Source organism: Amaricoccus sp. B4 (assembly GCF_043226085.1).
GTDB lineage: Bacteria > Pseudomonadota > Alphaproteobacteria > Rhodobacterales > Rhodobacteraceae > Amaricoccus.
Genome location: NZ_CP171225.1, coordinates 856,776 through 880,579, shown reverse-complemented (window position 1 = coordinate 880,579; position 23,804 = coordinate 856,776). Strand labels below are relative to the sequence as shown.

General features: G+C 66.3%; 26 protein-coding genes. 20 read left to right on the top strand and 6 right to left on the bottom strand.

All coding sequences use genetic code 11. The annotated features are described in order from the left end of the window. Window positions 1-20 precede the first annotated feature (20 nt). Window positions 21-1,229: an alpha/beta hydrolase gene (locus ACF66B_RS04205; RefSeq protein ID WP_111430398.1), complete on the top strand. Its 1,209-nt coding sequence runs from the start codon at window positions 21-23 to the stop codon at window positions 1,227-1,229. A gap of 5 nt (window positions 1,230-1,234) precedes the next feature. Here the strand turns inward: ACF66B_RS04205 and argE are convergent, their stop codons facing one another. After that, the gene (gene argE / locus ACF66B_RS04200; RefSeq protein WP_111430399.1) at window positions 1,235-2,389 is read right to left on the bottom strand and encodes an acetylornithine deacetylase; all 1,155 of its coding nucleotides are present in this window, start codon (window positions 2,387-2,389) and stop codon (window positions 1,235-1,237) included. A gap of 169 nt (window positions 2,390-2,558) precedes the next feature. Between argE and ACF66B_RS04195 the strand changes: the two genes are divergently transcribed. The 11 genes from ACF66B_RS04195 (at window position 2,559) to ACF66B_RS04145 (ending at window position 13,986) form a co-directional block, all read left to right on the top strand. Beyond that, the gene (locus ACF66B_RS04195; RefSeq protein WP_392664113.1) at window positions 2,559-3,566 is read left to right on the top strand and encodes an ABC transporter ATP-binding protein; all 1,008 of its coding nucleotides are present in this window, start codon (window positions 2,559-2,561) and stop codon (window positions 3,564-3,566) included. Next, window positions 3,556-4,590, top strand: a complete 1,035-nt coding sequence (locus ACF66B_RS04190) for a dipeptide ABC transporter ATP-binding protein (protein WP_111430412.1) — start codon at window positions 3,556-3,558, stop codon at window positions 4,588-4,590. The genes ACF66B_RS04195 and ACF66B_RS04190 overlap by 11 nt, the downstream gene beginning before the upstream one ends. Beyond that, the gene (locus tag ACF66B_RS04185; protein WP_111430413.1) at window positions 4,587-6,290 is read left to right on the top strand and encodes a peptide ABC transporter substrate-binding protein; all 1,704 of its coding nucleotides are present in this window, start codon (window positions 4,587-4,589) and stop codon (window positions 6,288-6,290) included. The genes ACF66B_RS04190 and ACF66B_RS04185 overlap by 4 nt, the downstream gene beginning before the upstream one ends. A 72-nt stretch (window positions 6,291-6,362) precedes the next feature. Beyond that, window positions 6,363-7,373 carry an ABC transporter permease gene (locus ACF66B_RS04180; RefSeq protein WP_111430414.1) on the top strand — a complete coding sequence of 337 codons (1,011 nt, stop codon included), beginning with the start codon at window positions 6,363-6,365 and terminating at the stop codon, window positions 7,371-7,373. Beyond that, window positions 7,366-8,271: an ABC transporter permease gene (locus ACF66B_RS04175; RefSeq protein ID WP_111430415.1), complete on the top strand. Its 906-nt coding sequence runs from the start codon at window positions 7,366-7,368 to the stop codon at window positions 8,269-8,271. The genes ACF66B_RS04180 and ACF66B_RS04175 overlap by 8 nt, the downstream gene beginning before the upstream one ends. A 276-nt stretch (window positions 8,272-8,547) precedes the next feature. Then, window positions 8,548-9,150, top strand: coding sequence for a GNAT family N-acetyltransferase (locus ACF66B_RS04170; protein WP_162683307.1), 603 nt, complete (start codon window positions 8,548-8,550; stop codon window positions 9,148-9,150). 165 nt (window positions 9,151-9,315) lie between these two features. Continuing rightward, on the top strand, window positions 9,316-9,654 hold the full coding sequence (locus tag ACF66B_RS04165; protein WP_111430417.1) for a hypothetical protein: 339 nt from the start codon (window positions 9,316-9,318) through the stop codon (window positions 9,652-9,654). Between the two features lie 9 nt (window positions 9,655-9,663). Then, entirely contained in the window at window positions 9,664-9,996 is a 333-nt protein-coding gene (locus tag ACF66B_RS04160) for a phage holin family protein (RefSeq protein WP_111430418.1), read from the top strand. A 212-nt stretch (window positions 9,997-10,208) separates the two neighbouring features. Beyond that, entirely contained in the window at window positions 10,209-11,585 is a 1,377-nt protein-coding gene (gene cysS, locus ACF66B_RS04155; RefSeq protein ID WP_111430419.1) for a cysteine--tRNA ligase, read from the top strand. After that, the gene (gene cimA / locus ACF66B_RS04150; RefSeq protein WP_111430420.1) at window positions 11,582-13,219 is read left to right on the top strand and encodes a citramalate synthase; all 1,638 of its coding nucleotides are present in this window, start codon (window positions 11,582-11,584) and stop codon (window positions 13,217-13,219) included. Before cysS ends, cimA begins: the two co-directional genes overlap by 4 nt. Beyond that, a complete protein-coding gene (locus tag ACF66B_RS04145) occupies window positions 13,216-13,986 on the top strand; it encodes a squalene/phytoene synthase family protein (protein WP_111430421.1) in 771 nt (256 codons plus the stop codon). Before cimA ends, ACF66B_RS04145 begins: the two co-directional genes overlap by 4 nt. A 9-nt stretch (window positions 13,987-13,995) precedes the next feature. Here ACF66B_RS04145 and ACF66B_RS04140 read toward each other — a convergent pair whose 3' ends face one another. Together ACF66B_RS04140 and ACF66B_RS04135 are read right to left on the bottom strand one after the other, a co-directional pair. Continuing rightward, the gene (locus tag ACF66B_RS04140; protein WP_392664104.1) at window positions 13,996-15,240 is read right to left on the bottom strand and encodes an MFS transporter; all 1,245 of its coding nucleotides are present in this window, start codon (window positions 15,238-15,240) and stop codon (window positions 13,996-13,998) included. Window positions 15,241-15,329: 89 nt separating this feature from the next. Then, on the bottom strand, window positions 15,330-15,962 hold the full coding sequence (locus ACF66B_RS04135; protein WP_162683308.1) for a TetR/AcrR family transcriptional regulator: 633 nt from the start codon (window positions 15,960-15,962) through the stop codon (window positions 15,330-15,332). Between the two features lie 155 nt (window positions 15,963-16,117). Between ACF66B_RS04135 and ACF66B_RS04130 the strand changes: the two genes are divergently transcribed. The 4 genes from ACF66B_RS04130 (at window position 16,118) to ACF66B_RS04115 (ending at window position 18,907) form a co-directional block, all read left to right on the top strand. After that, the gene (locus tag ACF66B_RS04130) at window positions 16,118-16,540 is read left to right on the top strand and encodes a hypothetical protein (protein WP_162683309.1); all 423 of its coding nucleotides are present in this window, start codon (window positions 16,118-16,120) and stop codon (window positions 16,538-16,540) included. Window positions 16,541-16,588: 48 nt separating this feature from the next. Next, entirely contained in the window at window positions 16,589-17,218 is a 630-nt protein-coding gene (locus ACF66B_RS04125; protein ID WP_111430424.1) for a DNA-3-methyladenine glycosylase, read from the top strand. Window positions 17,219-17,314: 96 nt separating this feature from the next. Beyond that, on the top strand, window positions 17,315-17,977 hold the full coding sequence (locus ACF66B_RS04120) for a prolyl oligopeptidase family serine peptidase (RefSeq protein WP_111430425.1): 663 nt from the start codon (window positions 17,315-17,317) through the stop codon (window positions 17,975-17,977). A gap of 342 nt (window positions 17,978-18,319) precedes the next feature. Continuing rightward, window positions 18,320-18,907, top strand: coding sequence for an HNH endonuclease (locus ACF66B_RS04115; RefSeq protein ID WP_111430426.1), 588 nt, complete (start codon window positions 18,320-18,322; stop codon window positions 18,905-18,907). Here ACF66B_RS04115 and ACF66B_RS04110 read toward each other — a convergent pair. Together ACF66B_RS04110 and ACF66B_RS04105 are read right to left on the bottom strand one after the other, a co-directional pair. Next, complete coding sequence (locus ACF66B_RS04110) at window positions 18,880-19,353, bottom strand: disulfide bond formation protein B (protein WP_392664099.1); 474 nt, start codon at window positions 19,351-19,353, stop codon at window positions 18,880-18,882. The two genes, ACF66B_RS04115 and ACF66B_RS04110, sit on opposite strands and share 28 nt — an antisense overlap. Further along, window positions 19,350-19,931 (bottom strand): YqaA family protein, encoded by a 582-nt coding sequence (locus ACF66B_RS04105; protein ID WP_111430521.1) that lies wholly within the window; start codon window positions 19,929-19,931, stop codon window positions 19,350-19,352. The genes ACF66B_RS04110 and ACF66B_RS04105 overlap by 4 nt, the downstream gene beginning before the upstream one ends. A 117-nt stretch (window positions 19,932-20,048) precedes the next feature. Here ACF66B_RS04105 and ACF66B_RS04100 point away from each other — a divergent pair, with 117 nt between their 5' ends. After that, window positions 20,049-20,843 (top strand): neutral zinc metallopeptidase, encoded by a 795-nt coding sequence (locus ACF66B_RS04100; RefSeq protein WP_162683310.1) that lies wholly within the window; start codon window positions 20,049-20,051, stop codon window positions 20,841-20,843. A gap of 7 nt (window positions 20,844-20,850) precedes the next feature. Here the strand turns inward: ACF66B_RS04100 and ACF66B_RS04095 are convergent, their stop codons facing one another. Beyond that, entirely contained in the window at window positions 20,851-21,147 is a 297-nt protein-coding gene (locus ACF66B_RS04095) for a DUF2282 domain-containing protein (protein WP_111430428.1), read from the bottom strand. Between the two features lie 128 nt (window positions 21,148-21,275). On the opposite strand from ACF66B_RS04095, the gene ACF66B_RS04090 reads away from it, so the two are divergent. The 3 genes from ACF66B_RS04090 (at window position 21,276) to ACF66B_RS04080 (ending at window position 23,803) form a co-directional block, all read left to right on the top strand. After that, window positions 21,276-21,794, top strand: a complete 519-nt coding sequence (locus ACF66B_RS04090) for a thioesterase family protein (RefSeq protein WP_392664095.1) — start codon at window positions 21,276-21,278, stop codon at window positions 21,792-21,794. A gap of 63 nt (window positions 21,795-21,857) precedes the next feature. Next, on the top strand, window positions 21,858-23,018 hold the full coding sequence (locus ACF66B_RS04085; RefSeq protein ID WP_111430430.1) for an MlaE family lipid ABC transporter permease subunit: 1,161 nt from the start codon (window positions 21,858-21,860) through the stop codon (window positions 23,016-23,018). Between the two features lie 17 nt (window positions 23,019-23,035). After that, window positions 23,036-23,803, top strand: a complete 768-nt coding sequence (locus tag ACF66B_RS04080; protein WP_111430431.1) for an ABC transporter ATP-binding protein — start codon at window positions 23,036-23,038, stop codon at window positions 23,801-23,803. The last annotated feature ends 1 nt before the right edge of the window (window position 23,804 follow it).

Here is a 23,804-nt window from a genome sequence, read left to right as displayed (position 1 = left end):
AGCGCAAGAGGGGGGCGCGCATGGATGGCGAAGGCCCGCAGCACGTCCGGTTGGGCGACGTCGTGTTCGATACGGGGTGCGGGGTGCTGCGTGATGCCTCGGGAGAGACGCGGCAGCTGAGGCCGCAATCGGCGCGGGTGCTGGCCGAACTCGTCCGCGCCCGGGGGCAGGGGGTCTCGAAGGCGGAGCTGATCGACCGGGTCTGGGGCGATATCGCGGTGACCGAGGACAGTCTCGTGCAATGTGTCGCCGACATTCGCCGCGCGCTGGGCGACGGTCAGCGGACGCTGGTGCAGACACTGCCGAGGTTCGGCTACCGGCTGGCCCTGCCCGAGCGTGCAGGGCCCGAGCCCGCGGGGACGGAGGAGGTCGGGGCACTCGATCAGGCGCCGATCCGTTTCGCCGTGTCAGTGGACGGCACGCGGCTTGCCTGGACGGCTTCGGGGCAGGGACTGCCGATGCTGAAGGCGCCGAGCTGGATCTCGAACATCGAGATGGAGGCGCGGAGCCTCATCTTCACGGAGTTCTATCGCAGGCTCGGCGCGCATGTGCGACTCGTGCGTTTCGATCAGCGCGGCACGAGCCTCTCGGACCGTATCACCGGGCCGCTCGATCTCTGGGACATCGTGGAGGATATGCGCGCGGTGGCCGATGCCGCGGGGCTCGAGCGGTTTCTGCTGTTCGGGCCGTCGCAGGGGGTCGCCTTCTCGATCGCCTTCGCGCATCGCTACCCGGAACGGGTGCTCGGCATCATCGGGCGGGGTGGCTTCGGGCGCGGCTGGGTCGCGACCGGCGACGAGGCCGGGCGGCGCAAATACGAGGGGAGCCGGGCGCTGATCGAGGCGGGCTGGAACGACAGCAACCCGGAGTATCGCCGCTTCTTCACCGCGCGGCTCATTCCCGACAGCTCGCCCGCCGTGGCGCGCGAGTTCGACGAGATGCAGCGCCGGGCCTGTGATGCGGCGGCGATCCTCGCCAATCTCGACCTGATGGTGGGGCTCGACATCGAGGCGCTGGCGCGGGAGGTGACCGCGCCCGTGCTGCTGCTGCATTCCCGCGGCGATCGCTCGGTCTCGGACGCGGAGGGGCGGCGGCTCGCCATGACCCTGCCGAATGCGGACTTCGTGCTGCTTGACGACGACAATCACATCTTCCTGCCGGGAACGCCGGGGTTTCACCAGGCGCTTGCGGCGATCGAGCGGTTTCTCGCGGGCTTCGGCCCGGCCTGAGGCGGCTATTCCGAGAGGTGGCGGATCAGGCGGCGGATGAAGGTCTCGGCGGCGGAGAGCTGGTCGAGGGAGAGGTATTCGTCGGGCTGGTGGGCTTCGGTGATCGAGCCCGGGCCGCAGACCACCGTGGAGAGGCCGCGTTCCTGAAACTGTCCGGCCTCGGTCTGATAGGAGACCACATGGGTGCCGTTGTCTCCGGTCAGCGCGCGGGCGAGGCGTTCGGCGGCGCCGTCTGGTTCGGGCACGAGCGGCGGGATCGCGATGGTGCTCTCGAGGATGAGCGACGTCTCGGGGCGAATGGCCTGCATCTCCGCCTCGATCCGGGCGGCCTCGGCCTCGAGGCGCGCGCGCCATTCGGCGATGCTCTCCTCGGGCATGACGCGGACCTCGCCGATGAAGCTGCAGTCGCGCGCGGTGATGTTCTTGGCGGTGCCGCCCTTGACCACCCCGACATGGAGCGTGGTGTAGGGGGGCACGAAGGCGCCGGGCAGGGCGGCGCGGGCGTTCTCGGCCATGGTGTCGGCGGTCCAGGCGATCATGCGCGCCGCGGCGGTGACGGCCGAGACGCCGGTGTGGACGAGGCTCGAATGCACCTCGTGGCCGCGGGCGTGCCCGGCAAACTCCCAGCTGCCCTTGTGGCCGGTGACGACGCGCATCTCCGAAGGCTCGCCGACGATCACCGCCTCGGGGCGGGGGCCTGTGGCGAGGATCGCCTCGATCAGCTCGGGGGCCTTGAGGCAGCCGATCTCCTCGTCATGGCTGAGCGCGATGAGGATCGGGCGGCGGAGCGGCGCGGCGGTCATCTCGGGCACGAGCGCGAGGGCGGCGGCGGCAAAGCCCTTCATGTCGCAGGTGCCGCGGCCATAGAGGCGGCCGTCGCGCTCGGTGAGCGTCCAGGGATCGCTGCTCCAGGCCTGGCCGGTGACCGGGACGACATCGGTATGGGCGGAGAGCACGACGCCGCCGGGCACGTCGGGGCCGATGCGGGCAAAGACGCTCGCCTTGCCCCCGGCAAGGTCGGGGACGCGGACCGGGGCGATGCCATGCTCGGCGAGCCAGCCCTCGACGAAGGCGACGAGATCGAGATTGCTCGCCGTCGAGACGGTGGGAAATGCCACGAGACGGGCGAGCATGTCGCGGGAAACCGGGGCCGGTGCCATGAGAGATCCTTGCTGCAAGGCCCGGAGTCTTGCGGATCTGCCGGAGCGGCGTCAAGGCGCAGATGGAGGTTGAGCGGAGGCGCGGGTTCATGCTTAGCTGCCGGACATGCCCGAGGCGCGGCCTGCCGGTGGGCCGGGCGCGCCGGAACGGAGCTGCGGGGAGTGAAGCATGCTGGACGGGCCCGAACCGGTTCTGCGGGTGTCGGATCTCAGGACGGTCTTCGCGACCCGCGACGGCGAGATCCATGCCGTCAACGGTGTGAGCTTCGCGATCGCCCCCGGCGAGGTGCTGGGTGTCGTCGGCGAGAGCGGTTCGGGCAAATCCGTGACGATGATGGCGCTCATGGGGCTGCTGCCGAGCCCGCCCGCGCAGGTGAGCGGCGGGCCGGTGCTCTACCGCGGGCAGGACATGCTCACGCGCTCGGGGCGCGAGCGGCGGCGGCTGCGCGGCGGCGAGATCGGCTTCGTGTTCCAGGACCCGATGACGAGCCTCAATCCGGTCTTCACGGTGGGCTACCAGATCATGGAGCCGATCCGGGCGCATCTCGGGCTTGGCCGGCGGGCGGCGCGGGCGCGGGCGGCCGAGCTGCTGGCGCTGGTGGGCATTCCCGATGCCGCGCGACGGCTCGACGACTATCCGCACCAGTTCTCGGGCGGCATGCGGCAGCGGGTGATGATCGCGATCGCGCTCTCCTGCGATCCCAAGCTGCTGATTGCCGACGAGCCGACCACGGCGCTCGACGTGACGATCCAGGCACAGATCCTCGAGATCGTGCGCGAGTTGCGGGCGCGGCTTGGCATGGGGATCATATGGATCACTCACGATCTCGGGCTGGTGGCCGGGCTCGCCGACCGGGTGATGGTGATGTATGCGGGCCATGTGATCGAGCACGGGCCGGTGCGCCGGATCTTTGCCGATCCGCGGCATCCCTACACGCGCGCGCTGCTTGCGACCGTGCCGCGTGTCACGGGCACGCGGGCGCGGCGGCTGCCGGCGATCGAGGGCCAGCCACCGGTGCTGACGGGCCCACCGCGCGCCTGCCCCTTTGCGCCGCGCTGCCCGCAGGCCTTCAACCGGTGCCGGGTCGAGAATCCGGGCCGGCGCTATGTCTCCGAGGGCCATGACGTCGCCTGCTGGTGGGATTTCTCCGCGGGGGAGCCCTACCATGACCCCTGAGACCGCCGGGGAGCCGCTCCTGCGCGTCGAGGGGCTGAAGGTGCATTTTCCGGTCACCCGCGGGCTCTTGCGGCGGCGGGTGGGGGCGGTGCGGGCGGTGGATGACGTGAGCTTCGACATCGCGGCGGGCGAGACGCTCGGGCTGGTGGGCGAGAGCGGCTGCGGGAAGTCGAGCACCGGCCGTGCGATCCTGCGGCTCTATGCACCGACCGCGGGGTCCGTGCGGCTCGAGGGCCGCGAGATCTCGCGGCTGGACGGGCGGGAGCTCCGGGCGCTGCGGCCGCGGATGCAGATGATCTTCCAGGACCCGCAGGCGAGCCTCAACCCGCGCATGACCGTGGGCTCGATCATCGCCGAACCGCTGCGCGAGCACACCGGGATGGGGCGGGAGGAGATACGGGCGCGGGTGCAGGAGCTGCTCGATGCGGTCGGTCTCGCGCGGGCCTATGCCAGCCGCTACCCGCACGAGTTCTCGGGCGGCCAGCGCCAGCGGATCGGCATCGCGCGGGCGCTGGCGCTCAATCCGAAGTTCATCGTCTGCGACGAGCCGATCGCAGCGCTCGATGTCTCGATCCAGGCGCAGGTGGTGAACCTGCTCGAGGATCTGCAGGAACAGTTCGGGCTCACCTATCTCTTCATCAGCCACGATCTCTCGATGGTTCGCCATCTCGCGCGGCGGGTCGCGGTCATGTATCTCGGGCGGATCATGGAGCTCGGGCCGCGGGATCCGCTCTATGCCCGCCCCCTGCACCCCTACAGCGCGGCGCTGCTTTCGGCGGTGCCGAGCCCGGATCCGGAGCTCGAGGCGCGGCGGGAGCGGATCGTGCTCCGGGGCGATGTTCCGAGCCCGCGGCATCCGCCGGAGGGTTGCGTCTTTTCAACGCGATGTCCAAAGGTCTTTGACCGCTGCCGGCGGGAGATCCCCGCGCTGCGCGCCGCGGGTCAGGGGCGTCGCGTTGCCTGTCATCTGGTCGAGCCGGAGGGGGAGCCGGGCCCCGACATTCAGCAGAGGAGAAGTGGATGATCTCGAGAGGAATATTTCTGGGCGCGGCGGCGGCCTCGGCCCTCTGTGCGAATGCCGCACTGGCGGAGCGGGGCTCCGACGGCCAGCTCAACATCCTCTACTGGCAGGCGGTCTCGACGATGAACCCGTATCTGTCGAACGGGACGAAGGACATCGAGGGTGCGAGCCTCGTGCTGGAACCGCTGGCGCGCTTCGATCCCGAGGGCAATCTCGTGCCCTATCTGGTGGACGAGATCCCGACGCGCGAGAATGGCGGTATCTCCGAGGACCTCACGAGCATCACCTGGGTGCTGAGCGAGGGGCTGCTCTGGTCGGATGGAAGCCCGGTGACGGCGGAGGACGTCGTCTTCACCTGGCAATACTGCACCGATCCCGCGGGCGGCTGTTCGCAGGCCTCGAACTTCGCGGGCATAGAGACGGTCGAGGCGCTCGACGCCCGCACGGTGAAGGTCACGTTCGAGAAACCGACGCCCTATCCCTACGGCGCGTTCGTGAGCGTCGAGGCGCCGGTCTTGCAGAAGGCGCAGTTTGCCGATTGCCTGGGCGCAAAGGCTGCCGAATGCACGGAGGCCAATTTCAACCCCATCGGCACCGGGCCTTTCGTGGTGACGGAATTCAAGGCCAATGACGTCATCACGCTCGCAGCCAATCCGAACTACCGCGATGCCGCCAAGCCAGCCTTTGCCAACGTGGTGCTGAAGGGGGGCGGTGATGCGGCCTCGGCGGCGCGTTCGGTGCTCGAGACCGGGGAATTCGACTACGCCTGGAACCCGCAGGTGGAGCCGGAAATCCTCGCGCAGATGGAAGCGGCCGGGAAAGGCGAGATCCTCGCAGCCTTCGGGTCGCTCGTCGAGCGCATCCATGTGAACCAGACCGACCCGAACCCCGCGCTGGGCGCGGAGCGCTCGACGGTGGGGCATCCGCATCCCTTCCTCTCGGACCCGCAGGTGGTGAAGGCGCTGAGCCTCGCGATCGACCGGGAGATCCTGGTCGAAACCGGCTACGGCGCGGGCGGGCGCGTGACCTGCAATCTCATCCCGGCACCGGAGATCAATGCCTCGACCAACAACGACTGGTGCAAGGCGCAGGACATGGAGGAGGCCGCGCGGCTTCTCGACGAGGCGGGCTGGGTCAAGGGGGGCGACGGCATTCGCGCCAAGGACGGTGTGCGCATGAGCCTGCTCTTCCAGACCTCGACGAGTTCGGTGCGGCAGGCGGCACAGGCGCTCATCAAGCAGTGGTGGGGCGAGCTGGGTGTCGAGGCGGAACTGCGCCAGATCGACGGCTCGGTCTTCTTTGGCGGCGATCCCGGCTCGCCGGACACGATGCAGAAATTCTATGCCGACATGGAAGAATTCGCCAACGAGTTTTCCGGCACCGATCCCGAAGCCTATCTCGGAGACTGGGTCTGCTCCGGCATTCCGAGCCCCGAAACCCAGTGGCAAGGCAGCAATTTCTCGCGTTTCTGCGAGCCTGAATACGATGCGCTCTTCGTCGAGCTCGGCAGGACGGCCGGGGCGGAGGCGCGTGCGGCGATCATCATCAAGCTCAACGACATGATCGTGAATTCGGGCGCGTTCATACCGCTTGTCCATCGCGGCAGGATCTCGGTGAAGTCGAACACGCTGGGGGGTGTCGATCTCAACCCCTGGGACAGCGAGCTCTGGAACGCCGCCGACTGGTATCGCGTCAAGAGTTGAGCTTTCCGGCGCGGGCCCTCCAGGCTATGCGAGGGGCCGCGCCACCGACATTCGTGGGAGATCTGCGGTCTCATGCTGACCTACACGCTCCGGCGCCTGTTCTTCGCCATTCCGACGCTGCTCGTCATCAGTTTCCTGATCTTCGCCCTGCTCGATCTCTCGCCGGGCGATCCGACCTCCAACCTGCCGCTGACGATCCCGCCGGAGGTGCGCGAGCAGATCCGCCAGAGCTTCGGCCTCGGCGAGCCGTTCATGGTGCGCTATCTGAAGTGGCTGCACCAGTTCAGCATCAACGAGCCGCTGAACGTGCTGGAGCAGATGACCGGCTGGACGATTGGCGATGGCGGGCGGATGCGGGTCATCAGCTGGCAGACGCGCTCGCCGGTGGTCGATCTCATCGCCGAGCGGTTGCCGCAGACGCTCTGGGTGGTGGGGCTTTCCTATCTTCTCGGCATTCTCATCGCGGTGCCGATCGGGGTGCTTTCGGCCTGGAAGCAGTATTCCTGGTTCGACCAGTTCGGCACGTTCTTTGCGATGGTGGGATACTCCGTTCCGACCTTCTTCACCGGGCTCGTCTTCATCATGATCTTCTCGGTGCATCTCGGCTGGCTGCCGATGATCTATGACACGAACCTCAAGGTGACGGATCTCGCGAGCTTCTGGTTGCAGGTGAAGCAGATGGCGATGCCGGTCATGGTGCTGGCGCTCTACAATGCCGGGCAGATCAGCCGCTTCATGCGCGCCTCGATGCTCGACAACCTCAATCAGGACTATGTGCGCACGGCGCGGGCCAAGGGCATGGGCGAGAGCAAGGTCCTGCTCGTCCATGTGCTGCGCAACAGTCTCATTCCGGTGGTGACGGTGATCGCGATCGGGGTGCCGCAGATCTTTGGCGGCGCCATCATCACGGAGCAGATCTTCCGGGTAAACGGCCTCGGGCAGCTGCTGATTTCAGGTATCCAGGGCACCGACATCCCGCTGGTGCAGACGCTCACCTTCATCTTCGCGATCCTGATCGTCCTCTTCAACCTGATCGCCGATCTGCTCTATGGCATTCTCGATCCGCGGATCCGCTATGACTGAGATCACGGGGGCCGCGGCGCCCGAGCGCACGCTCTGGAGCGATGTCTGGTACCAGTTCCGGCATCACCGGGGCGCAGTGGCCGGGGTGATCATCCTGGGCATCATCGTGCTCGCGATCCTCATCGGCCCCTGGCTGCATGGGGTGGATCCGCAGCATATCGACATTCGGGCGCGCAATGCCCAGCCCTCGCTCGCGCATCCGATGGGGACGGACAATATCGGCCGGGACATCTTTGCCCAGGTGTTGCAGGGCGGGCGCGTCTCGCTCTCGGTGGGGGTGACGGCCATGCTGCTCTCGCTGCTGCTCGGGACGCTGGTGGGGGTGCTCGCGGGCTTTTTCCGCAGGCTCGACGGGGTGCTGATGCGGCTGACCGACCTTTTCCTCGCCCTGCCGCTCCTGCCGCTGCTGCTCGTGATCATCATGCTGTTTCGCGACACGTTGCGCGGTCTCTTCGGGCCGGAGACGGGGATCTTCCTGCTTATCGTCTTCATCATCGGGATCACGAGCTGGATGCAGACGGCGCGGATCGTGCGGGGCGATGTGCTCACCCTCAAGGAGCAGGAATTCGTGCTGGCGGCGCGCTCGATCGGTACGCCGTCGCACCGGATCATCCTGCGCCACGTCCTGCCGAACATCCTCTCGCCGATCATGGTTTCGGCGACGCTCGGGGTGGCGAACGCGATCATCACCGAGTCGGCGCTGAGCTTCCTCGGCCTTGGCTTTCCTTCGGATTTTCCGACCTGGGGGCGGTTGCTGTTTGACGGGGCCAATTTCATGATGCTGAACCCGGCGCGGGTGATCTGGCCCGGGCTGGCGATCTCGTTAACGGTTCTGAGCATAAATTTCATCGGCGACGGACTGCGCGATGCTCTTGATCCGCGCATTCGCGGGCGTTGATTTGATTCCAAAGGAAAAATCGACAACTACTTGGCAAATCACGATGCTTCGCAAGTGCGTGAATGTTGCCCGACCGCCACTAGTTCGCAGATGCAACAATTGTGATGCATTGCAAAATAAATTCGGAGCGCAATATCAGCCTCAACCGACCCGGCATCGTGAGGCTCGGAGCTGAGTGGAAGGTGCTTCGCAATCGCGGAATCCTCGGCGCACATGCACAAGTTGTTAACAAAATGTAAGTGCAGTGTCGGGGCAGGTAGGCGAAAGGAAACAACAATGGCATTCGGGCTGCCAAATATCAGTTTCGTGGGTTACCCGGTCCCTATTCCGTGCGCAGGTCATGCCGGGCTCGGGTTGCGGGAAGTGCTCCGGAGTGACGTTCCGGAGATCATCGAGCATCTGCGCGCGCTGGACGCCGAGGACCGGCGCATGCGCTTCTGTGCCTCCGTCAATGACGGCCATGTGGTGCGTCATGCCGAGGAGCTTCTGGAACGCAGTTCCTTTGCGCTTGCCGCCCATGACGGGCCGCTCTGGTCGGGGCCGTTTCACCGGCCGGGGCCGATCCGGGCGTTGGCGGAGTTTTCCGTCCACGGGCTCGCGGCGGAGATCGGCATCAGCGTCGACAAGTCGCTCCGGCGCCGCGGCGTTGCGACCTATCTGATCCAGACATCGGCGCGTTTGCTGCAGCAGCGCGGTGTGAAGCGGATCGTTGCCTACACCATGGCGGAAAACCGGTCCTTCCTGACCCTTGCCCGCAAGGCCGGCGCGGAGATCGTGCGGGACGCCAGCGAGGTCGAGGTCTTTTTCGATGTCGATACGCTCAACCGGACGTATCTGCAGCGGCGCGTGAGCGATCAGGTCTTCCACCGGGTCGCCTGACGCGCCCGCAGCGGGCCGCCTGCGTCGAGGGTCGATGGCAGAAAGTGCTGCGATCCCGACAGGCGGTGGCACGCGGAACGATTTTCTTTTGGGCCCGAACCTTGTGGAACCGGTTCCCGATCCCGACGTTGAGTGCTAAATCCCGACGGAACACGGAGGCACGACATGGCAAATGAATCAGTGACGAAGAAGGAAGCGGCGGCCGAGGCTGTCGATACCGAAAAGCTTTCGCGCGACCTCGCCGCGCTCAAGGAAGACTTCGCTCACATCGCGAGCACATTGCGCGAGCTCGGCCTCCAGAGCCGCGACGCGGCGCTCTACGAAGGTCAGCGCCGGATCGCCGCGGTGCGCAGCGAAGCGCATGGCCAGATCCAGAACCTGCGCCAGAGCGCCGACGATCTCGGCCATCAGGCTCTCGATACCGTGCGCGAGAAACCCGGTGTGGCGCTGCTTGCGGCCGCGGCCGTGGGCATGATCTTCGGCTTCCTCACGGCGCGCAAGTAAGCGGTCGGCATGCTGGGTGAGCATCTCCTGTTTTCCGCAGACCTGCGCGCACGCCGGCTCATTCGCTCCGTGCTCTGGTCGGTTCTGGCGCTTGTCATGGCGCTCGGAGGGCTCGGCTTTATCGGCGCGTCCCTCTGGACCTGGTTCGCGTCCCTCTGGGGTTCGGCCGCGGCGTCGCTCGTCGTGGGGCTGATCTTCCTCGCAGTGGCGCTTTTCGGGGTTCTGATGGCGTCGTTCACCCGAAGCATGCTGCCGCCGCCGCGCCGGGCGGTCGGCATCGACGATCTCGCCCAGGCATTTCTGGCCGCGGCGGAGGTCGGGCGCACCGCGCGCCGCAAATGAGCACAAACGCGTTCCGCGGAGGCGGGACGCGTTTGCCCTTGTATCAGGCGCGATGCTGCGGCATTCAGGCGCCATGAAACTGCAGATGACCCGATCACCCGAGATTATTTGCCGCTGACAGGTTCGGCGGCGCGCTTCTGCATTCCCATTCTCCGCGACATGTGCTAGCCCGCCGCGCCTGAAACCGGCAGAGCCAGTGCATGCGAGGCGCAATGACCGAGATCACGCTCTACAATACACGGACCCGGCGCAAGGCACCCTTCCGGCCGATCGATCCGGGCAATGTGCGGATGTATGTGTGCGGTCCGACGGTCTATGATCGGGCGCATATCGGCAATGCGCGCCCCGTCGTGGTCTTCGACACGCTCTTCCGGCTGCTTCGGCATGTCTATGGCGACGCACATGTGACCTATGTGCGCAATTTCACCGACGTGGACGACAAGATCAACGCCCGCGCCCAGCGCGACGGGCGGGGCATTCGCGAGATCACCGACGAGACCATCGGCTGGTATCACGCGGACATGGACGCGCTCGGCGCGCTGCGGCCGACCTTCGAGCCGCGCGCGACGGAATATATCGGCCAGATGATCGCGATGTGCGAGGTGCTGATCGCGCGGGGGCATGCCTATGTGGCCGAGGGGCATGTGCTCTTCTCGGTCTCGAGCTATCCCGAGTATGGCAGGCTTGCGCGGCGCTCGCTCGACGAGATGCGGGCGGGGGCGCGCGTCGAGGTGGCGCCCTACAAGCGCGATCCGATGGATTTCGTGCTCTGGAAGCCCTCGGACGCCGATTTGCCCGGCTGGGAAAGCCCCTGGGGGCGCGGGCGGCCGGGATGGCATATCGAGTGCTCGGCGATGGCGCATGACCTGCTGGGGGCCTCCTTCGACATTCATGGCGGCGGGATCGACCTCGCCTTTCCCCATCATGAGAACGAGCTGGCGCAAAGCTGCTGCGCGCATCCCGAAGGCAGCTTCGCCAATGTCTGGATGCACAATGGCTTCCTGCAGGTCGAGGGCGAGAAGATGTCGAAATCGCTCGGCAACTTCTTCACGGTGCATGACCTGTTGCAGAAGGGCGTGCCGGGCGAGGTGATCCGCTTCGTGCTGCTCTCGACCCATTACCGCGCGCCGATCGACTGGACCGAGGCGAAGGTCGAGGAAGCGACGCGGACGCTCCGGAAGTGGCGCGGGCTCACCGCAGCGGCCGAGCCTTCGCAGGACGTGGCGTCGGCGGTGGTTGAGGCGCTCGGGGAGGACCTCAACACGCCGGCGGCGATCGCGGAGCTTCACCGGCTCGCGGGCGCAGGCGATGCCGGGGGGCTCAAGGCCTCGGCGGCCTTGCTGGGGCTCCTGACCGACGCGCTCGGCGGCTGGGCCGAGGCCCCGGATGCCGGTGGCGCGGTCAGTGCGCTGATCGAGACGCTGATTTCCGAGCGCAGCGCGGCGCGGAAGGCGAAGGATTTCGCCCGCGCCGACGCGCTGCGCGACGGGTTCGCTGCGGCGGGTGTCGTGGTCAAGGATACGGCGCAGGGCGCGACATGGGAGCTTGCGCCCGAGTTTGATGCCGCGAAACTGGAGGCTCTGAGATGACCCGCGAACGCCTCTATCTCTACGACACGACGTTGCGCGACGGGCAGCAGACGCAGGGAGTGGATTTCTCCGCCGAGGACAAGATCGCCATCGCCAAGGCGCTGGATACGCTCGGGATCGACTATATCGAGGGCGGCTGGCCCGGGGCCAATCCGACCGACAGTGCCTTTTTCGCCAACCCTCCGCTGCTTCGGACCGCGCGCCTTACCGCGTTTGGCATGACGAAGCGGGCCGGGCGCTCGGCGGCGAATGACGATGTGCTGGCAGGTGTGGTGAATGCGGGCACGGGCTCGGTCTGTCTCGTGGGCAAGACCCATGATTTCCATGTGCATACGGCCCTTGGCATCGAGCTTGAAGAAAACCTCGTAAACATCAGGGATTCCATCGCGCATCTGGTTTCCCTGCGCCGCGAGGCACAGTTCGACGCCGAGCATTTCTTCGACGGATACAAGGCCAATCCGGGGTATGCGGTCGACTGCCTGCGGGCGGCGTTCGAGGCGGGCGCACGGTGGGTGGTTCTGTGTGATACCAATGGTGGCACACTGCCCGCGGAGGTGAAGGCGATCACCGAGGCGGTCATTGCCGCGGGGATTCCGGGCGATCACCTGGGCATCCATACCCACAATGACACCGAGCATGCGGTTGCCAACAGTCTCGCGGCCGTCGAGGCCGGGGCGCGGCAGATCCAGGGCACGCTCAACGGGCTCGGCGAGCGCTGTGGCAACGCCAATCTCGTGAGCCTGATCCCGACGCTGCTCCTCAAGGAGCCCTGGGCAAGCCGGTTCGAGATCGGGGTCAGCAGAGCAGGGCTTGCCTCGCTCACGCGGGTCAGCCGGATGCTCGACACCATGCTGAACCTCGTGCCCGATCGCAGCGCGCCCTATGTCGGTTCTTCGGCCTTCGCCCACAAGGCGGGGCTGCATGCCAGCGCGATCCTCAAGGATCCCTCGACCTACGAGCATGTGCAGCCGGAGCTGGTCGGGAATGCGCGGCTCATTCCGATGTCGAACCAGGCGGGGCTCTCGAACCTGCGCAACCGGCTGGCGGAGGCCGGCATGGCGCTCGAGGCGGGCGATCCGCGGCTTGCCGACATTCTTCGCGAGGTGAAGGTCCGGGAAGACCGCGGGTTTGCCTATGACAGCGCATCGGCGAGCTTCGAGCTTCTGGCCCGCCGCGCGCTCGGGCTCATGCCGCGCTTCTTTGATGTCGAGCGCTTCCGGGTGACGGTGGAGCGGCGCATGAACGCGAAGGGCGAGATGGTGACCGTCTCCGAGGCGGTGGTGGTGGCGCGCTTCGGCGACGAGCGCGTGATGAGCGTTTCCGAAAGTCAGGACCCGGTGACCCACGCCGATCAGGGGCCGGTCAACGCGCTCTACCGCGCCCTGGTGAAGGATCTCGGACCCTATCAGGCCTTCATCGACGACATGCGGCTGGCGGACTTCAAGGTGCGGATCACCTCCGGCGGGATCGAGGCGGTGACGCGCGTGCTGATCGACAGCGAGGACGGGCAGGGGCGGCGCTGGTCGACCGTCGGTGTCTCGGCCAATATCGTCGATGCGAGCTTTCAGGCCATCCACGACGCGATCCTCTGGAAGCTGGTGCGCGACCAGGCCGAGGTGGCGGGGGTCGCGTGAGCGTCGAGGCCTGCGCGGCGCTGGTGGCCCGCACCGATGCGGATCGCTGGCGCGCGGCCTCGCTGGCCGCGCCGGAGGCTCGTGCCGGGTTGATGGCGCTCCATGCCTTCAATATCGAGATCGCGCGGGCGCCCTGGGTGGCGTCAGAGCCGCTGCTGGCCGAGATCCGGCTGCGCTGGTGGACCGATGCCATCGAAGAGATCTATGCCGGTGCGGCGCCGCGCCGGCATGAGGTGGTCGAGCCGCTTGCCGAGGTAATCCGGCGTGCGGATTTGCCCAAGGCGCTTTTCCTGGAGACGATCGAGGCACGGCTCTTCGATGCGGAGGTCGCGCGTTTCGCCGATGTGGCAGCGTTCGAGCGGCATGTGAACCGGACGGCGGGGCACATGACCGTGCTGGCGGCGCGCAGTCTCGGAGCGCCGGATGCCGCGCTTTCGGTGGTGCGCGAGTATGCCTGCGGCGCGGGAACGGCGGCCTTCCTGAGGGCGTTGCCGGAATATGCCCAGCGCGGGCATGAACCACTGCCGCCCGGAGCGGAGCCGGCGGAGCTGGCCCGGACGGCGCTTGGGCGGATTGCGCAGGCACGGCGGGCGCGGCGCAAGGTGCCGGGAGGTGTGCTGCCCGCCCTGTTGCCCGGCGCGCTGGCCGCGGCGCGGTTGCGGCAGGGGCTGAAGAGCAAGGCAGGCTTCGGGATCGGCGGCATGGAGCTCTCGGAATTCGAGCGGCGGGCCCGGCTTGCCTGGGTGGCCTTCACCGGGCGGTGGTGAGAGCCGGGATCAGGGCCTGTCGTCGCAGCTCAGCAGGGTGAGCCAGATCAGTGCGCCACCGGCCATCGCGAGCATCGGGATCATCGCGAGGTTGACCGCCTGCCAGCCTTCGACAGCGCTTCCCCCCGAACAGTTCATCAGGCCCCCCGAGGCGAGCGAGGCGAGGCCCACCATGCCGAAGACGGCAAAATCGTTCATGCCCTGCACCCGCCCGCGCTCTTCGGGGCGATAGGCGGAGGTGAGCATCGTGGTTGCGCCGATGAAGCCGAAGTTCCAGCCGATCCCGAGCAGGATGAGGGTGGCGAAGAAATGGCCGAGATCGACGCCCGCAAGCCCGACGGCGCCGGCTCCCGCGAGGATCACGAGGCCCAGGGCAAGGATGCGTTCCACACCGAAGCGGGTGATGAGATGGCCGGTGATGAAGGAGGGCGCGAACATCGCCAGGACATGGGCGCTGACCACGTTGGCCGCATCGGTCGTGCCGAAGCCGCAGCCGACGATGGCGAGCGGCGTCGAGGTCATCACGAGGTTCATGAGCGCGTAGGAGACCATGCCGCAGATCATCGCCACCGCGATGCGGGGCGTGCGGATCAGATCCCAGTGGCTGCGGGCGCGGGGGCTGCCGGGCTGCGGCGCCGGGGGCTTCGGGGCGTCGAGGAAGACGAAGACCGTCGCGCCGAGGATGTTGAGCACGACGGCCGCGACATAGGCGCCGGCGAAGGGAACCGGGGCCAGCGCGCCTTCGGTGAGTTTGACGAGCTGAGGCCCGAGGATTGCCGAGGCGAGGCCTGCGGCCATCACCCACGAGATCGCTTTGGGACGGAATTCGGCGCTTGCGCCATCGGTGGCTGCGAAGCGGTAGAAGCCCTGGGCCGACATGTAGCTTCCGGTCAGGAAAGAGCCAAGCAGAAAGAGCGCGAAGGAATTGCTCCAGAGCGCCCAGGCGCACAGCGCCGAGCCGATCGCGCCACCGGTGACGCCGGCGTAGAAGCCCGCCGCGCGGCCGCGGACCTGCATGAGATGCGAGAGCGCCGGGGCCGAGAGCATGGAGCCGAAAACGATGAGCGAAATCGGCAGCGTTGCCCAGCACTTGTTGGGGCTGAGCAACTGGCCGGCGAGGCCGCCGAGGATGAAGGTGATGGGCATCTGGCTGCCCAGAATGACCTGGGCCGCGACAAGGACGCGCACGTTGCGGCGGGCCCTTGCGTCGCCATCTGTCATCTCGGACGAGAGGGGGGTATCGGCGCTGCTCATGGGCTGGCTTCTAGCGCCCGCCGATGGATTTTCCAAGCGCTCCTGTGAATTCCTGAATGTTTGCCCGGCGGGGTGGCGCGGCGGTCTCGTCAGGCTTGCGCGCGGGCTCCATCCAGAACGATGTCAATGCGGGTCATGACCGTTTCGAGGCAGGTTTCGGGCGGGTCATTGTCGTGAAGGCTGAAGCGCAGCGCCTGGGTGAAGATCGCGAGGACCACGTAGAGCGTGCCGGATATGTCGAGATCCGCACGCAGTTCGCCGGACGCGATGCCGTCTTCGAGGGTTTCGCGGAGTGGCATGAAGGCGGCGCGGAGCTGTTCACGGTTCTGCTGTTCGGTTTCCGGTGGCCATTGCCAGGCATAGGCCTGGAGCACGGCAAGGAGCGGGCGGTCGGATAGCTCATGCTCGACCCAGGGGCCTATGATCTGTCTGATCTTCTCTCGGGTGTCGCCTTCCAGGGCCAGCGGCCCGGCGAGACGGTCGATCTGGCTCTGGTGGAATTCGTGCATCACGGCATAGAGCAGGCCCGCCTTGCCGTCGAAATAGGCGTTGATCAGCGAGTGCGAGACGCCGGCCTGCGCCGCGATCTGCGTCACGCTTGTCTCTTCAAAGCCTTGCATCGCGAAGAGATCGCGCGCGGCCTCGAGAAGCTTGCGCTTCGTTGCCTCGCGCTGGTTCGATTTCGGTGAGTGCCGGGCTCCGGCGGGTCTGTAACTGGACATGTCATATGTTTGTGGAAATAAGATGACATTGTCAATGACAATGTCATTGACAATGTTAGTATGCGATACCACGTCCCATGTGCCGGGAAGCAAGAGAAGCGCGTCAGCTCGGGGCTGAAGCAGCGAAAAGCAACGGACAGTGGGAGAACAAGAACATGGTCGACAGGCTGGACGGCGGATTCCTCCGCGTTCTGCTGCAGGGCCCGCGCGCCTTGCCGGAGGATGTGGAGAAGCTCGCGGCATTTCTTGGCGTGATCTGGTATTTGCTCGAAGAGGCCGCGGGCGACTGCGAGACGGACCGGGACGCGGAGGAGCAGCGCGGCCGCGAGATGGAGATGCTGTTCGATCTGGAGGACCGGATTGCCGAAAAGGTCGCGGAGATCCCGGTGAAGACCGTCTGTGGTGCCTTGCACAAGCTCGAGATCTGGAGCCGGCTCAATGCCGACGTGGACACCTACGAGGTTTCGCGTTGCGACTTGATCGTCCGCTCGGTCCAGCGCGATCTGGAGCGGATCAGCGTGAGCCAGCGGAATGCTGCACGCAATGCCTGCGTTGCCTGCGCGTCGCAGGGGCTCTAGCGGGGACAGCAAGCTCGTGCGTATCAGCGAGAGGCGGAGGAGCAGGGCATGGTCGGGCGCATCATCGAGACGGCGGAGGATGTCGCGGAAGGTGCGGCGCATCTTGCCCGTGTCGAGCCGCGCTTCGCGTGGGCGCTCGAGCAGATGGGGCCCTTGCCGCTGCGACGGCGCCCGGACGGGTTTGCGCCGCTTCTCTCGGCCATCGTCAGCCAGCAGGTCTCCACTGCCGCGGCGCGGGCAATCTGGGCGCGGGTCGAGGCGCTTGGGCCGGTCGAGGCCGCGCGGATCGCAGCCTGCAGCGACGAAGACCTGCGCGCCTGCGGGCTGTCGCGCCAGAAGATCGCCTACACGCGCGCCATTGCCGGGAGCGGCATGGATTTCATGGCGCTGCGGACGCTCCCGGACGCGGAGGTCGTCGCCAGACTCGTGCAGGTGAAGGGTATCGGGATCTGGACCGCGGAGATCTACGCGATGCTCGCGCTCGGACGGGCCGACGTCTTCGCACCCGGGGACCTTGCGCTCCGAGATGCAACGCAGAAGCTCTTCGACCTGCCCGCAAGGCCGACCGAAAGGGCGCTGCGCGACATGGCCTCTGCCTGGTCGCCCTGGCGCTCCGTGGCCGCGCGCCTGCTGTGGGAATACTACCGCATCCTGAACCAGCGCGACGGCGTGCGCTGAAGCTTCGACGTGCAGGACATTGACACCGACCGAGGCATTTCCGAGAGTCGGGCGCCGCAATACACACCCAAATCGAACAGAAGAGACAGCGACCCGATGACAAAGTTGACCGGGCCCGAGCGGCCTGCCGTGTCCGGCGAGGCCGACAGCCTCGTGATCTTTCTCCATGGCTACGGTGCCGATGGTAACGATCTGGTGGGACTCGCCGATCCGCTTGCGCCGCATCTGCCGAACACACGCTTCATGGCGCCAAACGCGCCGGAGCGCTGCGTCGGCAATCCGATGGGGTATCAGTGGTTTCCGATCCCGTGGATGGACGGCTCGTCCGAAGCGCAGGCGCTGGGCTCTGCGGAGACCTCGTTTCGGCTGCTTGACGCATTTCTCGACGAGGTTGAGGCCTCTGGCATGCCGCCGGAGCGGACGGTGCTTTTCGGCTTCAGCCAGGGAACGATGATGTCGCTTCAGGTCGGGCTGCGCCGCAAGGCGCCGCTTGGCGGGATCGTCGGGTTTTCCGGGCGGCTGCTGCGACCCGAGACGCTGGCCGGCGAGATCGCCAGCAAGCCGCCGGTGCTTCTTGTGCATGGCGATGCGGACCCGGTGGTGCCGTTCGCAAGCCTCAAGGAAGCCGCGGATACGCTGGTGACCGTTGGCGTCGAGACCTATGCCCATGTGTCCAAGGGGATGCAGCACGGGATCGCGCCCGACGGGCTTGGGCTCGCCCTTCAGTTCATCCGGGCAAAGCTCGGGATCGAAGGCTGAAGCCACCAAGGTCTCCGGTCAAGCGCAGGTGGCGACACGCTGCCGGCCGATGGAACCTGTTTTCGGTGTGGGCGCAGGATCGCTTGCGGAACCGGGTGCGCCGCGCTGATGGATGAGCGCGGGGCAAGATATCCCTGTCCTTGAAAGCATCACGGTGCGGCAGCTGTTCTGCCGTCTGTCATAAATTTGTGCAGAGCGGGGGCTAGCGTGCCACACGACCGGAATACTGCATCATGTAGAGGCTTGTGTGGTGTTCCGGACGAGATATAGTCAAGCGATGGTTTGCACGGCCCGCGCCGTCGGATCGGTGCCGGGACGGGCTGCCTCCAGTCGGGAGAGCGCATGCTGCAGAGCACCCATACGCCGAGTTTTGTCCGAAGGCCGACCGGCCTGCGCGATCATCCGGCCCTTGTCCTCAACGCGGACTACCGCCCCCTCTCATATCTCCCGCTTTCGCTCTGGCCCTGGCAGGAAGCCGTAAAGGCGGCCTTCCTCGACAGGGTGATGGTCGTTGCGGAATATGACGAGACGGTACACTCGCCAAGTCTGACCATCCGCATCCCCTCGGTGGTGGTGCTGAAGGAATACGTGAAGCCGGCGAAATCAACGGCCTTCACCCGATTCAACCTGTTCTTGCGTGATGAGTTTTCGTGCCAGTATTGCGGTGCGAAGGATCATCTGACCTTCGACCATGTGCTCCCGCGCTGTCGCGGCGGGCGTACGACATGGGAAAATGTCGTGGCCTCTTGCGGCCCCTGCAATCTGAAGAAGGGGTCGAAGACGCTCCGCCAGGCCGGGATGAGCCTGCGACGCAGGCCTGCACGGCCGTCCCCGGATCAGCTCCGCAATGTCGGGCGCAAGTTTCCGCCCAATCATCTTCATGAAAGCTGGATGGACTATCTTTACTGGGATGCCGAGCTGGAGGCGTAGGCGCGGAACCAGAGCCACGCCAGAATGAGGCAGCAGATGCCGTTCCAGCTCGCCATCGAGAGGCCGAGGAACTCCCAGGACACCTGATCGCAGAGGACGGCCGGCGTATCGAGCAGCCGGTCCAGCAGTTCGGAGGAGCTCATGGAGCCGACGTCTGGCCCTGTGCAGCTGTCCGGGCCGGGCCACCAGCGGCGTTCGATGCCGGTGTGGTAGAGCGAGATACCTGCGTTCACCGTCATCGCAAGGCCGCCGACAAAGGCCCAGAATCGGATCGGCAGCACGATCAGCAGCGCGAAGCAGGCGATTGCGACCCCATGCGGCCAGCGCTGCCAGATGCAGATCGGGCAGGGGGCGAGGCCGCCGACATACTGGAAGACAAGGGCCGCCCCGAGCAGGGCGGCGGATCCGATGGCGGCGCCGAGGCCGCGGCGTTGCAGTTCGTTCAATGCGCCAATCCCAGGATCACGAAGCCGCCGACCAGTGCGGCGACAAACAGGCTGAAGACAAGGCCGAGCCGCTTCTCGATGAAGTCACGGATCGGTATGCCGAACTTCCAGAGAAGCGCGGCAATGACGAAGAAACGAAACCCGCGGGCGATCAGGCTCGCGAGCATGAAGATGCCGAAGTTGAGGCCGGTGGTGCCCGAGAGGATGGTAATGACCTTGTAGGGGAAGGGGGTTATGCCGGCAATGAGCACGGCCCAGGCGCCCCACTGGTTGTAAGTCTCGGAGAACTGGCCGAATTTCGCTTCCATCCCATAGAACTGGAGCACCGGCTTGCCGACCTGTTCAAAGAGGCCCCATCCGATGAAGTAGCCGAACGCCCCACCGAGGACGGAGGCAAGCGTGCAGACCCCCGCGATGAGCCAGGCCTGCCGTGGCCGGGCAATCACGAGCGGGATCAGGAGGATGTCGGGCGGTATCGGGAAAACTGAGCTCTCGATGAAGCTGACAGCTGCAAGGGCCCAGATGGCATGGGGTGATGCGGCAAGTGACAAAGTCCAATCGTAGAGCCTTCGTAGCACTTCATTCACACCTTCTAACGATACTGACAGGGACTAGCAGCATGCTCCGCCGGTCGCGTCAAGCGCGTTGGTGGACCGGCATGCGGATGGATGCGGGCCGCAGGGCAGGGAGCGAGAATGAGCCGGATCGAGGAGATCAAGCCGTCTGCGGCGGGCCTTACCCGGCGCCGGCTGGCGACCATTCTCCTCGCGCTTGCTGCTGCCGTCGCCATTTCGGGCGTGACCGGCACCTTCATCTGGAAATTTCTCTCCGTCCGGTCGGATATCGATCCGATGCCGGAGCTTTCCGCCGAGCGCGCGGCGGGGGTGTCGCGCCGGGTGGGGGTGGCGTTCGACGATGCCGAGTTGAGCTGGGCGCACTGGTTCCGCTCGCGTGGCCTGTCGGTTCCGCCGCCGGCCGAGCTTGTCTTGTTCACGAATGCGCTGCCATCGCCCTGCGCAGGCTCTGCCCCGGCGACCGGGCCGTTCTATTGCCCGATTGATGACACCGCCGCGTTCGATCTCGTCTTTCTCAACGCGCTGGAGAAGCGGATGGACCGGGACAGCGGTCTGGGCACCGCGCTGGTCGTCGCCCGCGTGATGGCGGAACACATTCAGGCAGCCCTGGGCGTGCCCGATGCCGCCATTGGCAGGGAGGACCCCGAGTTCACCCGTGGGCTGGCATTGCAGGCCGACTGCCTCGCCGGGGTCTGGGCTGGCATGGCGGCGAACCGTCTCGGAACCGTGCCGCCGGGCTTCTATGCCCGGCTCATGCAGCGGGCGCAGTATCTTAGCGAACAGAAGTCGGGCCATGGCCAGGCTGATCAGCCTGCGCTCGACATCTTCCTGTTTTCCGACGATCAGGCCCGCGAAACGGCCTTTCGCAGCGGACTTTCAAGCCGCGATCCGCGCTCCTGCCCTGGTCCGCGCTAAGCCGCGCTCAGGCTCCGGTATCGCGCTCCAGGGGCTCCAGCGCGCCGCGGCGTGGCGTCCCGTCGGGCTGGACCGGCAGAACCATGCGGGTGCAGCTTCCCGTCGGCACGCGGACCCAAGCGTCCCCCTGCCAGTCCTGGGTGCTGGAACCGGGCGCCTCGCGCTCGCCGATCCCGTCGTTTTCCCCGGCGCGGGCGACACCGTAGCAGCGCTCCTGCCCGTCCTGGGCGTTGCCCGCCATTGCGAGGCCAAGCAGAAGGCTGGCGGCGACAAGCGTCGTGCGGAACGGGAAGCGGGTGGTCATGGCTCTTCTCCTGCGAGCATGGGCTCTGCACAGCTTCGCCAATCGAGCGTGGAGTTCAACCCCTGTCCTTGAGCGACGGCGCGTGCGATGGTTCGCCGAACATGAGACCGATGCGGCGGGAGGATGCCTTGACCCGACTGACAATTCCAGAGTTTCCGGCAGACCGGCTCGCCGCGCCGCTTGAGCTTGCGCGTCTTCGCGTCGTTCCGAGCTGGATCGACTACAATGGTCACATGACGGAAGGCCGGTATCTGCTGGCCTGCTCCGAAGTGACGGATGTGTTCCTGCGGATGATTGGCGCCGATCCGGCCTATGTGGCGAGCGGAAAGAGCTACTACACCGTCGAGACCCATATCCAGCACCTCGGCGAAAGCAAGGCGGGCGATCTCCTCACGGGTACACTCCAGCTCATCGCTGCCGACGAAAAGCGGCTGCATGTCTTCGTGCGGTTCGCGGTGAAGGGCCGGGTGGTGGCCTCGATCGAGCAGATGCTCCTGCATGTCGACATGGCGGCCGGTCGTGCAGCTCCTGCGGATGCGGCGGTTCTGAAGCGGCTTCGGCCGATTGCGGAGGCCCAGAGCGGGCTGCCGCTGCCGGACGCGGCGGGTCGGGCGATCGGCGCGAGACGCGAGCCCGTGGCCGGATGATTGCGGCGGTTGCTCTCATGTCGCAGGCATGCTCAGATCGCCGTGACACAATCGAGAGGCGAGATGAACGGGCAGGCATTCGCGGACGGGTTTCCGACGCTCGAAGTCGATCTCGGAGTGCGCCCTGCGTTGCTGCGACTGGGCGGGGTGCTGCGCATTCGCCATCTGCCCGAGCTTGAAACCCTTGGTCGGGGCGCCGCCGCACAAATCGCGGCGGGGAAGCCGGCCGAGGGCATTGTGCTCGATATGTCGCAAATCCATGGACTCGACACCGCCGGTGCCTGGTTCGTGCTTTCGCTGGCCCGCAGACTCGAAGCCGAGGGGGGAGCGGTGCGGTTTGCCGGCCTTTCGGCGCAATGGCAGGGGCTTCTGGACACCGTCGAGGCAAGCCTGCCCGGTGCGCCGCCGCAACCAGGCAGGCCCGGTTTCATATGCTGGCTCGAGCATATCGGCGAGGCGACCAGCGGCGCCTGGCGGACCTGTGTCGAGATGTCGAATCTTCTCGGCGAGATCATCGTGCGGTGCGTGGGGCTGGTGTTCAACCCCTTGCGGTTGCGCTGGACGGCGCTTGTTCATCACATGCAGGCGGTCGGATTCGATGCCGTGCCCATCGTGAGCCTGATGGCCTTTCTGATCGGCGTCGTGCTCGCCTTCCAGGGGGCGGTGCAGCTGCGCCAGTTCGGGGCGGAAATCTTCGTGGTGGACCTGATCGCGATCTCGATCCTGCGCGAGCTTGGCATTCTGCTTACGGCCATCATCGTCGCAGGGCGTTCGGCCTCGGCATTCACCGCGGCAATCGGCTCGATGAAGATGCGCGAGGAGATCGATGCGATGCGCACTCTGGGGCTCGATCCGGTGAGTGTGCTGATCGTCCCGCGGGTGCTGGCGCTCGTCATCATGCTTCCGATCCTCGGCTTTATCGCCGACCTGGCAGGCCTGATCGGTGGTGCGCTCATGTCCTGGATCACGCTCGGCGTCTCGCCGGAGATGTTTGTCGCGCGCCTCTGGGACGATACGGACGTCTGGCAGTTCGTGATCGGCATGGTGAAGGCTCCGTTCTTTGCGCTCACGATTGCCCTCGTTGGCTGCTACGAGGGCCTCAAGGTCGAGGGCAATGCGGAGTCGCTCGGGGCACGGACCTCGCGCTCCGTTGTCGAGGCGATCTTTCTCGTCATCGTGCTTGATGCGGTCTTCTCGATCTTTTTTGCATTGGTGGGCAAGTGACGAACGTGGCCGGGGAGATGCGTGAGGCAGTGGTCGAGGTGCGTGGGCTTTCCACACGCTTTGGCGATCACGTCGTGCACGACGGCCTTGATCTCGATGTCTACCGGGGTGAGGTGCTTGGCGTCGTCGGCGGATCGGGCACGGGCAAGTCGGTGCTGCTGCGCGAGATTGCGGGGCTCATGCGGCCGAGCGCGGGCACGATTCGGGTTTTCGGCACCGATGTGCTGGACGCCCCGCAAGAGGCGCGGCGCGCGGTCGAGCAGCGCTGGGGCGTGATGTTTCAGGATGGGGCGCTCTTTTCGTCGCTTGATGTGCAGCAGAATGTCGAGGCGCCGATGCGCGAGCAGCTTCCGGAGCTCGCGCGGGCCACGCGCGAGGCCCTGGCGCGGCTCAAGGTCGTGATGGTCGGTCTGCCGGAGAACGCTTGCGAAAAGTTTCCCTCGGAGTTGTCGGGGGGCATGAGGAAGCGGGCGGGGCTCGCCCGTGCGCTTGCGCTCGATCCCGAAATCGTCTTTCTCGACGAGCCTACCGCCGGGCTCGATCCGATCGGCGCGGCGGCGTTTGACACATTGATCCGAAAGCTCACGGACGCACTCGGACTTACGGTCTTTCTGGTGACGCACGATCTGGACAGCCTTCATGCCATCTGCGATCGGATTGCGGTGCTGGCCGAGAAAAGGGTTCTCGTAACCGGAACTATGACGGATATGCTGAAGGTCGATCACCCTTGGGTGCGTGAGTATTTTCACGGGCCGCGTGCCCGTGCCGCACTGGCTGGGGGTTGAG